Here is an 11,002-nt window from a genome sequence, read left to right as displayed (position 1 = left end):
GTGTTGGGAATGCGGCTGACCGCCCCCACCGGCACCACCGCACCGTTTTCAGCGATGTCGGGCGAGACGATCTGCACCTGATCGTTGGTGGCCGCCCCACCACCCAGCGCCTTGAGCGCATCGGCCAGCGACTTGGCCGCAAAGGCCTCACGCGGCGCGGCCAGCGCCTGCTCGGCCGTCACCACCCCCAGCGACACCAGCGTCGCCAGCGCCCCGCCGGCCTTTAGCACGGCGCGTCGATTGCTGTGTTTGACTTTCATCTGACATGCTCCTTCTCGTCGAGATCGGTCGCGGTGCTCGGCCGTTCAAACTGTCCCTTCGCCAGAGCAGACGGGCGAATGGTACCGACGGCGAACCGACTGCGCATCCGTATTTACCCTAAAAATGCAAATATTCGATAGCGTTGATAGTCTGAAGCTATGGATGACATCGCTTCACTGCCATGTGCCGCGTGACTATCCTGGGACGTGGACCAGTGCGATCGCCACGGGTGGCCACGGGCGCCGCGCAGCGCGCTCGCGCCGCCACACGCCCATCTCATTTGATGAGGGCCAGCGCCGCGCGAAATTGGGGGTGACGCGCGTCGCGCAACCACTCGAAGGCCACCATCTCGGTGGTCACGAGCTCGACCCCCGCGGCCGCTATCCGGTCGAAGGCAGCGTCGCGCTCACGCTCGCGGCGTGAACCACTGGCGTCGGTGACCACCCACACGTCAAACTCGTGTTCCAGTAGCCCCAAGGCGGTCTGCAGCACACACACATGCGCCTCGCAGCCGGCCAGCACGATGGTCTGGCGCACCGGCGGCGCTGGCTTTTGCAGGTGGCGCGGCAGGCTGCGGGCATTGCCCGCCGGTTGGGCCGACCGTGGGCGCAGCCAATCGACCAGTCCGGCGTCACACGCGTTGAAGGCGGTCTTGGGCAGAAGGCGGCGGCAGCGACTGCGCAAGGGCTCGAGCATGGGGCCCAAGCGCTCGGGGGACTGCTCGGTGCCCCACATCGGCACCTCGCACAGCGCCGCCAGCGCGCTGAGCACGGCGGCACGTTGCAACACGTCATCGCCGTGGGCAATGGCGGGCATCAAGCGCGGCTGATAGTCGATCAGCACCAGCTGGCTGTCACGTGCATCCAGTAACATGGGCGAGTTGAGAGGAGGTGGCCTGCGTCCCCACGCTTGACGACAGGTGTGTTTTGCTTCTATCTTCGGCGCGATCATGACCACGCCGCGTACCGATCCCTGCCAGCGCGTCCTGACTCGGTGTCGGGTGGGGATTGGCTTGGTCTGCGCTCTGGCCAGCGGGGCTGCGGTGGCGCAAACGGGCGCCGATCCTATCATGGAACTGCTGCAGCAACGCGGGGAAATCGCCACCTTCTCCGACCAGCCCCATCCCCCTGCTGCCAACGTTCACGCGGCAGCGCTCGTATATGCCATGGCCTACGTCGGAGTGCCATACCGGCGCGGTGGCGCAGCCTACGAGGATGGGGTGGACTGCAGCGGCTTTGTCCAAGTCACGTTTCGGGAGACGATGGGCGTGCTTCTGCCGCGCCGTGCGGCCGAGCAAGCGGCGACGACGATGCCCATCGAACCACACGAGCTGCAACCCGGCGATCTGGTGTTTTTCAACACGCTGGGCACGCCTTTCAGCCACGTGGGTATCTACATTGGGCAGGGGCGCTTCGTACACTCGCCACGCAGCGGCGCCCAGGTGCGGCTGGAACGAATGGACGAGCGTTATTGGCGCAGCCGTTTCGACGGGGCACGCCGCGTGCCACTGCAGACCCGTGATTGGGATGCCGTTGTTGGCCCCGACGCTCGTCCCCAAGGGTGACACCGGCGCCGCTGCGCCGTGCACGGCGACGCCAGCAGTAGCGCGCACCCACCCTGTGGTGGGCGATACGCGCTGGCGGTGGGCTCAAGCAGCCGTTGCCGCTTCGCGCAGGATCGCGTAGAGCTGATCTTTGAGCAGCAGTTTTTCTTTTTTTAGCGTTTCGATCTGCTCGTGGCTGCCCGGCTCGATGCCCTGCTCCATGCGTTGGATGCGCTCGTCGAGCTCGTTGTGCTTGTCGAACAAGCGTGCGAAATGGTGGTCACTGGTTTTGAGTTTGCTGATCAGATCGCGATATTCCGGAAACATAGAACCTCCTGCAAGGGGGCGCCTCGTATCGCAGCCGCGCCGGCACGGCCGCTCGACTGTACACAGCGCCCACATCGACACTGTAACGCAGCGCAGCCCATCCCGAGGCGATCGGCGGCAGCACGGCGGCCCGGATTTGATCCAACGCAAAGACCATCCGGTCGGTGGCCCACGTCCGGGCCCCGGGCCGTGGCACGCGCGGGCATCTGTCGGCTTCAGCGCCGCACACAGTCGGCGTAGTAGCGCTTGCTGCCATCGAAGGTCTCTTCGACCACCAGGCCGTGGATATCCGTCTCGAAACCGGGACAGCGCGCGTTGAATTCACGCGAAAACTTCAAATAGTCGACAATCTTTTGGTTGAAGACCTCGCCGGGTATCAGCAACGGAATACCGGGCGGATACGGGGTGATGAGCGCCGTGGTGATGCGCCCCTCCAGCTCGTCGATGGGCACGCGCTCGGTGTTGCGGTGTGCAATCTGCGCGTAGGCGTCGCTGGGCTTCATCGCCGGTGTGAGGTCGCTCAGGTAGATCTCCGTCGTCAGACGCGCCACGTCGTACTGGGCGTACATCTCGTGCACGAACTGGCACAGGTCGCGCAGGCCCATGCGCTCATAACGGGGCTGCTTGCGGCAAAACTCCGGCATCACGCGCCACATGGGCTGGTTGCGGTCGTAGTCGTCTTTGAACTGCTGCAGCGCGGTCAGCAGCGTATTCCAGCGGCCCTTGGTGATGCCGATGGTAAACATGATGAAAAACGAGTACAGGCCGGTTTTTTCCACCACGACGCCGTGCTCGGCCAAAAATTTGGTGACGATGCTGGCCGGAATGCCGGTGGCGGCAAAGTCGCCCTTGAGGTTGAGGCCCGGCGTGATGATGGTGGCCTTGATCGGGTCGAGCATGTTGAAGCCCGGGGCCATGTCACCAAAGCCGTGCCAGGCGTCTTCGCCATCGGCGGTCTGCACGCCGTCGGCGTCGGTGCGTTTGAGCACCCAGTCGTTGGCCCGGCCTATGCCCTCCTCGGCCAGTTCCTCCGGTCCCCAGACCTGAAACCACCACTCATCCGGGCCGAACTCGGCGTCCACCTTGCGCATGGCGCGCCGGAAGTCCAGGGACTCGGCGATGCTTTCTTCCACCAGTGCCGTGCCGCCTGGCGGCTCCATCATCGCAGCGGCCACGTCGCAGCTGGCGATGATGCTGTACTGCGGGCTGGTGGAGGTGTGCATCAGGTACGCTTCGTTGAACAGGTGACGGTCGAGCTTTTGCGTTTGCGAGTCCTGCACCAGCACATGGCTGGCCTGGCTGATGCCGGCCAACAGCTTATGGATCGACTGGGTGGCGTACACCACGGAGTGCTGCGGGCGCGGCCGCTTGCGTCCCATGGCGTGAAACGTGCCGTAGAAGGGGTGAAACGCCGCGTGTGGCAGCCAGGCTTCGTCGAAGTGCAGGTTGTCCACATAGCCATCGAGCATCTGCTTGATGGTTTCGGTGTTGTAGAGCACACCGTCATAGGTGGACTGCGTCAGCGTCAAGATGCGCGGGCGCACTTCCTCGGCCTTGACGCCCTGCAGCAGCGGATGCGCGGCGATCTTGGCCCGAATGGACTCGGGCTCGAACTCGCTCTGAGGAATCGGGCCGATGATGCCGTAGTGGTTGCGCGTCGGCTTCAAAAAGACCGGAATGGCGCCGGTCATGATGATCGAGTGCAGCACCGACTTGTGGCAGTTGCGGTCCACCACTACCACGTCGCCGGGCGCCACGGTGTGGTGCCACACCATCTTGTTGCTGGTACTGGTGCCGTTGGTGACGAAGAAGCAATGGTCGGCGTTGAAGATGCGCGCGGCGTTGCGCTCGCTCTCACCGATGGCGCCGTTGTGGTCGAGCAGCTGACCCAGCTCCTCCACCGCGTTGCACACGTCGGCGCGCAGCATGTTCTCGCCAAAGAACTGGTGAAACATCTGTCCGACTGGCGTTTTCAGGAACGCCACCCCGCCCGAGTGCCCGGGGCAGTGCCAAGAGTACGAACCATCCTCGGCGTAGTCCAGCAGCGCCTTGAAGAACGGCGGCTGGATATATTCCAGATACGCCTTGGCCTCGCGGATGATGTGACGCGCGACGAACTCGGGCGTGTCCTCGAACATGTGGATGAAGCCGTGCAGCTCGCGCAGAATGTCGTTGGGCAGATGGCGGCTGGTGCGCGTCTCGCCGTACACATAGATCGGGACCTCGGCGTTTTTGCGCCGCACTTCCTGAATGAAGGCGCGCAAATTCAACACGGCCGGGTCCTGCTCGGGGTTGCCCGTGACCTCCTCGTCGTCGATTGACAGAATGAAGGCGCTGGCGCGGCTTTGCTGCTGGGCGAACTGGCTCAAGTCACCGTAGCTGGTGACGCCGACGACGTCGAAGCCCTCGGCCTCGATGGCCTGCGCCAGCGCGCGGATGCCCAGACCCGAGGTGTTGTCCGAGCGATAGTCTTCGTCGATGATGACGATGGGAAAGCGGAATTTCATGGGCGGCAGCGGCAAGGTGAGAAAAATCGCGCCAAGTGTACGAGCTTTGCGTGAAGCGCACGAGGGCCGTCGTACGTACCGCAATCGATGGCAGGCATGCAGCCATGGCTCTGGCGGTCGCGGTATAAAGCGCCATGCGTCAACGCGCCCCTGCCGCTTATCCCGGCTTGGGAAACCGGACGCGCGAGCGGGCGTGGCGGCGTGCAGCCCGGTGTTCTCGTCTTACAGAGTCGTCGTGTGATGGATGCAACTGAATGGTGGCTGCTGGCCGGGGCGGCGGTGGTGGTGGAGCTGCTCACCGGTACCTTTTTTCTTTTGATGCTGGCGCTGGGCTTTTCCGCGGGCGCCGTGGCGGCGATGCTCGGAGTAGCGCAGACCGCTCAGCTCGTCACTGCGGCGGTCGTGGGCGGGGGCGCGGTGGCGGTGTGGGGCATCTGGCGCCGCCGACGCGCACGCCACGCGCAGCCCGAATCCAACCCCGATTTGCTGCTGGACGTGGGCGCCTTGGTGCACGTCGAGCACTGGCAGGACGATGGCTGTGCCGTCGTACGCCATCGCGGTGCGCATTGGCTGGCGCAAATCGAGGGGTCGTCGGCGCCGGTGGCAGGTACCCCTTCTCGGCAGGCCGATGACCAGCGCTTGCGAGCGGTGCAGACCTGGCGCATCGTGGCCGTGCGCGGCAACCGGCTCGTCATCGCCCCCGCGTCGCCTGCCGCGCCCTCACCCGCAGGAGTCGATGCGGCTGGCCAGCCGCCGCATGGGTAGCGCTGCACCGTGCACGTTTGCGCAGTCCGTGACGCTGTCGTGCCGTCCCACATCCCGCGCACCGTTTCCCTGTCCCTGCTCAGCACACCCGAAAGGCCGCTTCCATGGAAATCGCCGTCCTGCTCTTCGTCATCGCCGTCATCTTCGTCGTCAAGTCCGTCAAGGTCGTGCCGCAGCAAACCGCCTGGGTCGTCGAGCGTCTGGGCAAGTACGACCGTACCTTGAGCCCGGGGCTCAATTTCGTCATTCCGTTCATCGAAAAGGTGGCCTACAAGCACAGCCTCAAGGAAATCCCGCTCGACGTGCCCGAGCAGATCTGTATCACCAAAGACAACACCCAGCTCAAAGTGGACGGCATCCTGTACTTCCAGGTCACCGACCCGATGCGTGCCAGCTACGGTTCGTCGAACTACGTGCTGGCGATCACGCAGTTGGCGCAGACCACGCTGCGCAGCGTCATCGGGCGCCTGGAGCTGGACAAAACCTTCGAGGAGCGCGAAATGATCAACGCGCAGGTGGTCAATGCCATCGATGAAGCGGCGCTGAACTGGGGCGTGAAGGTGCTGCGCTATGAAATCAAGGATCTGACGCCGCCAGCGGAGATCTTGCGCGCCATGCAGGCGCAAATCACCGCCGAGCGCGAAAAACGCGCGTTGATCGCTGCCTCGGAGGGCAAGCGCCAGGAGCAAATCAACTTGGCCGAAGGCGAACGCGCCGCCTTCATCGCTAAGTCCGAAGGCGAAAAGCAAGCCGCCATCAACCAGGCGCAGGGCGAAGCTGCCGCCATCCGTGAGGTGGCCGAGGCCACTGCCCAGGCGATCGAGCGCATCGCCCAAGCCATTCGGCAGCCGGGTGGCGAGCAAGCGGTGCAGCTCAAGGTGGCCGAGCGCGCCGTGGACGCCTACAGCAAAGTGGCCCACGACGCGGCAACGACGCTCATTATTCCGAGCAACATGTCGGAAATTGCGACACTGATCGGCTCTGCAATGAAAATGCTGGAGACGGCGCGCCGCTGAGCCGAGTGCCGTCTGCTCCCCCTCGCCTCGCTCTGCAACAACCAAAACAACACGACCGACCACCCATGGAGATCACGGCCTCATATCCCTCATCCGAGCAGCTTTGGCGCCACCACGGGCTCTTTACCCCTGCCGTGCGCTTGATGCGCCGCCTGCGCTTCGGCGCCAAGGCAGCACTCATCTCGGTGTGCTTTGGGGTTCCGATTCTTCTGAGCGGCGTATTGATGACGCATGCGCTATGGCAGGATATTGCGGTGGCGCAGCGCGAACGCGCAGGCGTGGCGTATTTGTTGGCGCTCAAACCCGTGTTGCAGGCGGCGCAGCAGCACCGGGCATTGGCTGACGGGGGGTTGTTCGGCATCTCGGACGCTGCAGCGCAGCGCGAACAGGCGGCAGGGCAATTGCGTCAGCAGCTCGATGACCTGCTTGCGCTCGATGCAACAGTGGGTGATGTCTTGCGCACCGCCGAGCCGCTGCAGCGCTTGCGGCAAGCGGTGCAGGAGCAAACCGGATCGGCCGCTGATCAACCGACGGCCTCGGCCGTCAACCAAGCGCTGCGTCTGTGGGAGCATGTTGCCGAGACATCGGCGTTGCTGCTGGATCCCGAAGCCGCCAGCTACTACCTGATGGCGGCCAGCGTGATCGAGGCGCCCGAGATGTTGCTGGCGTCGTCGCAGGCGCGACGTTTGGCGGCATTCCAGCTGCACTCACCCAATGCCGAGACGGCGCAGCGCCTCGCCGAGCAAACCGCGCGGCTTGATGTGGCTGTGCAGCGGTCCCTGCGGCAGTGGCGCGCATACCAGATGGCAGCGGCGATGCCGACCGCCGACCCTGCTGCGTTACTGGCGGCTGCTTCGATGGTGGTGCAGATTCGCCAGGAGATTCTGGCCGATATGGCCACCGACGAGCCAACGGCGTACTTCCGGGACAAAGCGAGCGTCGTCGAGGGCCTGTACGGCTGGCTCGATGCGGCCTTGCCGGCGCTGGATGCGCTGCTGGCCCAGCGCGAGGCGACGCTCAAACTCGAGCTGGGCATCATGCTTGCAGTGGTCGTCGTCAGCGTACTGCTGGCTTTGTATCTGTTCGTCGGGTTCTATCGTGTCACGCGCGGTGGCATCGATGTGGTGCGCCGCCACCTGGCCGATGTGGCCGAAGGCAAGGTGTTGGCGGGCCCCAATCGACCCTGGGGGCGCGACGAGCCGGCCGATCTGATCCAGGATCTGACCCGCGTTTACTCGTCGCTGCGCCACTCCGTGCGCGATATCGTCACCGTCGGAACAGCCTTGGAAGCGACCGCCAGCCAAGTCGAGCACAACGCAAGTCAGTTGCGCGAGCACACCATGCACGCCGCCGCCGCGCTGGAAGAGCAGGCCGCCGCCATGGAGGAGATCTCCTCCACTTTGCAGTCGGGGCTGGATCGTATCGACGCGGCCGTGCAGGTGGCCGAGCGCAACGCCGCGCTGGCGGCAGAAGGCGGCGCCGTGGTGGCACGCGCCGTCGAGAGCATGCAGCGGATCCGGCAGGCGGCCGATCAGATCGGCTCCATCACCTCGGTCATCGACGGCATCGCCTTTCAGACCAACCTGCTCGCGCTCAATGCCGCCGTCGAGGCCGCACGGGCGGGCGAGGCTGGGCGCGGATTTGCCGTCGTCGCCGGCGAGGTGCGGCAGCTGGCGCAACGCAGCGCCGAGGCCGCGCGTCAGATCAGTGGGCTGATTCAACAAAGCCTCACGCTGATCCAAGAGGGATCGGGGGCGGTGCAGTCCGCCGGTCAAACCATGCAAGGCATGGTCGAGTCGGCTCGAGAAGCGCGGCAGGCGTTGGAAGAGATCGCCGTCGGTGCGCGTGAGCAGTCGGCCGGTGTCGAGCAAGTCACGCAGGCCGTGCAGGATATCGACCGCAGCACGCAAGCCAGCCAGCGCATGGTGGAAGCGTCGGTGCAAGTCGCGCACGAGTTGGGCCAACACGTGGCGGCGCTGCGGCAGGCGGTGGCGCAGTTCAAGATCGCCATCGCCGATTCCTCGGGCGGTATCGCTCTGCCGCCGGTGGCCACACAGGTGGGTCGCTAACGGGCACCACAGGTCCCTGGGCACGGCTTCGACGCAACGATTTTTGAGCCCCCATCGTGGACCTGTGTCGCCCCCACTTGGCCGGGCTCATGGCGCAGTATCGTTGGCGCCAGCCCATTCACCGCCCGTCGCCCGGCGGCGTCGGGCTGGCACGCACGCCTGGCGCCAGCCCGCGAGCCGTGAACCACGAGTGTGGGGCGTTGTACAATCCACCCCTGCCCGCGGAGAGATGGATGAGTGGTTTAAGTCGCACGCCTGGAAAGCGTGTAGGGGTTAACAGCCCCTCGGGGGTTCGAATCCCCCTCTCTCCGCCATGCATTCAGGCCAGCGGCAGCGCCCTTTGCATGATCAAACGCGCCGCCTGTGGCGCGTGGGTATGGGTTCCGGCCACATAGCCGCCATCGGTGAAGCGAGAGGCGATAAAGGCGTCTGCCAGCACCGTGGGTGCGTGTTGGCGTAGCAGGGCCGCTTGAGTCAGCAACACCCACTGTTGAGTGATCCAGCGGGCCCGTCCCTCCCAGGCCGTCGGTTCGGCATGAAGCGCCTGAGTCAGTCGTTCGCAGGCCGCCCTTGCCGGTTCATCGCTCGACAGCGTTTCGCGCACGTGAGCGAGCAGCGCCCGCGCTTGTTCTGGATGGCGCCCGATGGCACGCAGCACATCCAGGCACATGATGTTGCCCGATCCCTCCCAAATCGAGTTCACCGGGGCCTCGCGCAGCAGTCGCGGCAGCAGGCTGTCCTCTACATAGCCGTTGCCACCCAATACCTCCATGGCTTCAGCGGTGCAGGCGATGGCGCGCTTGCACACCCAGAACTTGGCGGCGGGAGTCAGAATCCGCTGCCAGGCGCGCTCCAGCAGGGCGTCATCGGCGGCCTCGAATGCCTGCGCCAGTCGCAGGGCGAGCCACAGCGCGGCTTCGCTTTCCAGTGCCAAATCGACCAGCACGGTTTGCATCAGCGGCTGCTCGGCCAGCGCGCGCCCGAAGGCCAGGCGGCGCCGGGCATAGTGCAGCGCCTGTACCAGAGCCTGGCGCAAGATGGCCGCGCTGCCCAGCACGCAACACAGGCGCGTTGTGGTCGCCATCTCCAAGATGGTCGGGATGCCGCGCTGCACATCCCCCACGGGCAGCGCCCACGCATCCAGAAATTCCACCTCACCGCTGGCATTGCTGCGATTGCCCAGTTTGTCCTTCAGGCGCTGGATGAGGACGCCGTTGCGCTGGCCATCGGGGCGCCAGCGTGGCACGAAAAAACAACCCACCGGGCCGTCCTCACTGTCCACTTTTGCCGTCACCAGATGCGCATCGCTGGTGGGGGCCGAGTAGAACCACTTGTGGCCGCGCAATCGCCAGCCATCGCTGTCGGATCGGGCCACGGTGGCGTTGGCGCGCACATCCGATCCTCCTTGCTTTTCCGTCATCCCCATGCCGATCCATGCACAGCGCTTGTTCGGCAGCGCACAATCGGACGGATCATAGGCGCGCGTGAGCAGCTGCGCCCCTCCCCACGCCCAGAAGGCGGGTTCACGGCGCAACAACGGGATCGCCGCCAAGGTCATCGTTGCCGGACACAGCGATCCCTGCTCCACCTGCCCATGCAGATAAAAAGCGGCTGCCCACTCGGTCCAGCGGCCAGGGTGCGCGTCCTCGAACGGCCGTGTGACCACACCATCTGCGCGCAACTGGGCCAAGCGCTCGTGCCACGCTGGGTCGAACACCACCCGATCGACCCGGTGGCCCCGGCTGTCGTACGGCTGGTGCTGCGGTGGGTTGCGGTTGGCGCGCGCCGCTGCCTCGTGTTGCGTCGGGTTGGCCAGCTGCGCCCCGATGGCGGCCAGCGTAGCCGCGCTGTCTGCCGCCGGGCCACGGCGCACCGCCTCTTGCAATGCCGTATCGGTGTGCCAAGGATCGATGTGCCAGGCCTCCAGCACCTGGTTGCGCACCTCATGCGTGCGCCATGCGGCGGGAATGGGCGTCGAGATCATGGACGATGGGCACTTTTGTGTCGAGCGCAGGATACCGATGGTGCCAAACGCCAGGGCGGGCTTGGCGTCGCTTCGTCGGCCACATCCTACGCCATCGCGCAGTGGCAGACCACAGGGGTTGTACGGAGGGCGGAAATCCAGGCCGTGCGCGATGTCGGATGCCCCGTGTCAAGCGACACGAAGATTTGACCCCCTGACGACATCTGGAATTGACCCCCGGGTTAATCAACTCTCTGACGTGATCGGGGTGGGGGCAGCGGCCTTCTGCAGAAGGCCGCTGCGGCGCTTGTCGCGCAGCCGATAGCTGTCGCCCCGGATCGTGATGACCTGGCTGTGGTGCAGCAGCCGATCGAGGATGGCGGTGGCGGCGACCGCGTCGCCAAACACCTGCCCCCACTCGCCAACCGGCCGGTTGCTGGTGATCAGCATGCTGGCCCGCTCATAGCGCCGCGACACGAGCTGGAAGAACAGGTGCGCGGCCGCCGGCTCAAGCGGCAGGTAGCCCAGTTCATCGATGATCAGCAGCTTGG

At 65.2% G+C, this 11,002-nt stretch carries 9 protein-coding genes, 1 tRNA gene and 1 pseudogene; 5 read left to right on the top strand and 6 right to left on the bottom strand.

Annotation, left to right across the window (positions count from 1 at the left end):
• Together Tchar_RS12615 and Tchar_RS12610 are read right to left on the bottom strand one after the other, a co-directional pair.
• A pseudogene (locus Tchar_RS12615) lies at positions 1-260 on the bottom strand (thiosulfate oxidation carrier protein SoxY); the annotation flags it as partial.
• A gap of 277 nt (positions 261-537) precedes the next feature.
• On the bottom strand, positions 538-1,134 hold the full coding sequence (locus Tchar_RS12610; protein WP_144329350.1) for an isochorismatase family protein: 597 nt from the start codon (positions 1,132-1,134) through the stop codon (positions 538-540).
• 196 nt (positions 1,135-1,330) lie between these two features.
• Here Tchar_RS12610 and Tchar_RS12605 point away from each other — a divergent pair, with 196 nt between their 5' ends.
• On the top strand, positions 1,331-1,825 hold the full coding sequence (locus tag Tchar_RS12605) for a C40 family peptidase (RefSeq protein ID WP_144329349.1): 495 nt from the start codon (positions 1,331-1,333) through the stop codon (positions 1,823-1,825).
• An 84-nt stretch (positions 1,826-1,909) separates the two neighbouring features.
• Here Tchar_RS12605 and Tchar_RS12600 read toward each other — a convergent pair whose 3' ends face one another.
• Complete coding sequence (locus Tchar_RS12600) at positions 1,910-2,131, bottom strand: YdcH family protein (protein WP_144329348.1); 222 nt, start codon at positions 2,129-2,131, stop codon at positions 1,910-1,912.
• A 215-nt stretch (positions 2,132-2,346) separates the two neighbouring features.
• Complete coding sequence (locus tag Tchar_RS12595; protein ID WP_144329347.1) at positions 2,347-4,638, bottom strand: arginine/lysine/ornithine decarboxylase; 2,292 nt, start codon at positions 4,636-4,638, stop codon at positions 2,347-2,349.
• A gap of 240 nt (positions 4,639-4,878) precedes the next feature.
• On the opposite strand from Tchar_RS12595, the gene Tchar_RS12590 reads away from it, so the two are divergent.
• From Tchar_RS12590 to Tchar_RS12575, 4 genes are all read left to right on the top strand, one after another.
• Positions 4,879-5,403: an NfeD family protein gene (locus Tchar_RS12590; RefSeq protein ID WP_236640461.1), complete on the top strand. Its 525-nt coding sequence runs from the start codon at positions 4,879-4,881 to the stop codon at positions 5,401-5,403.
• A 104-nt stretch (positions 5,404-5,507) separates the two neighbouring features.
• Positions 5,508-6,419 (top strand): SPFH domain-containing protein, encoded by a 912-nt coding sequence (locus Tchar_RS12585; RefSeq protein WP_144329345.1) that lies wholly within the window; start codon positions 5,508-5,510, stop codon positions 6,417-6,419.
• Between the two features lie 65 nt (positions 6,420-6,484).
• Positions 6,485-8,488 carry a methyl-accepting chemotaxis protein gene (locus Tchar_RS12580; RefSeq protein WP_144329344.1) on the top strand — a complete coding sequence of 668 codons (2,004 nt, stop codon included), beginning with the start codon at positions 6,485-6,487 and terminating at the stop codon, positions 8,486-8,488.
• A 223-nt stretch (positions 8,489-8,711) separates the two neighbouring features.
• A tRNA-Ser gene (locus Tchar_RS12575) sits at positions 8,712-8,802 on the top strand.
• Between the two features lie 5 nt (positions 8,803-8,807).
• Here the strand turns inward: Tchar_RS12575 and Tchar_RS12570 are convergent.
• Both Tchar_RS12570 and Tchar_RS12565 read right to left on the bottom strand, forming a co-directional pair.
• Positions 8,808-10,472, bottom strand: a complete 1,665-nt coding sequence (locus Tchar_RS12570; protein ID WP_144329343.1) for an acyl-CoA dehydrogenase family protein — start codon at positions 10,470-10,472, stop codon at positions 8,808-8,810.
• Between the two features lie 225 nt (positions 10,473-10,697).
• Positions 10,698-11,002, bottom strand: a 305-nt coding sequence (locus tag Tchar_RS12565; protein WP_161595533.1) for an ATP-binding protein, incomplete at its 5' end; no start/stop codon positions are given.

This window comes from Tepidimonas charontis (genome assembly GCF_007556685.1).
In the GTDB taxonomy this organism is placed as follows: Bacteria; Pseudomonadota; Gammaproteobacteria; order Burkholderiales; family Burkholderiaceae_C; genus Tepidimonas; species Tepidimonas charontis.
Note: the sequence above shows the minus strand (reverse complement) of the source record. Positions and strands in the feature narration are given on the sequence as shown.

What these genes read in the sequence shown, in the direction of transcription:
- Tchar_RS12610 (WP_144329350.1), bottom strand. Translation starts at nt 1,134, where the DNA reads ATGTTACTGGATGCACGTGACAGCCAGCTGGTGCTGATCGACTATCAG.
- Tchar_RS12605 (WP_144329349.1), top strand. Translation starts at nt 1,331, where the DNA reads ATGGAACTGCTGCAGCAACGCGGGGAAATCGCCACCTTCTCCGACCAG.
- Tchar_RS12600 (WP_144329348.1), bottom strand. Translation starts at nt 2,131, where the DNA reads ATGTTTCCGGAATATCGCGATCTGATCAGCAAACTCAAAACCAGTGAC.
- Tchar_RS12595 (WP_144329347.1), bottom strand. Translation starts at nt 4,638, where the DNA reads ATGAAATTCCGCTTTCCCATCGTCATCATCGACGAAGACTATCGCTCG.
- Tchar_RS12590 (WP_236640461.1), top strand. Translation starts at nt 4,879, where the DNA reads ATGGATGCAACTGAATGGTGGCTGCTGGCCGGGGCGGCGGTGGTGGTG.
- Tchar_RS12585 (WP_144329345.1), top strand. Translation starts at nt 5,508, where the DNA reads ATGGAAATCGCCGTCCTGCTCTTCGTCATCGCCGTCATCTTCGTCGTC.
- Tchar_RS12580 (WP_144329344.1), top strand. Translation starts at nt 6,485, where the DNA reads ATGGAGATCACGGCCTCATATCCCTCATCCGAGCAGCTTTGGCGCCAC.
- Tchar_RS12570 (WP_144329343.1), bottom strand. Translation starts at nt 10,472, where the DNA reads ATGATCTCGACGCCCATTCCCGCCGCATGGCGCACGCATGAGGTGCGC.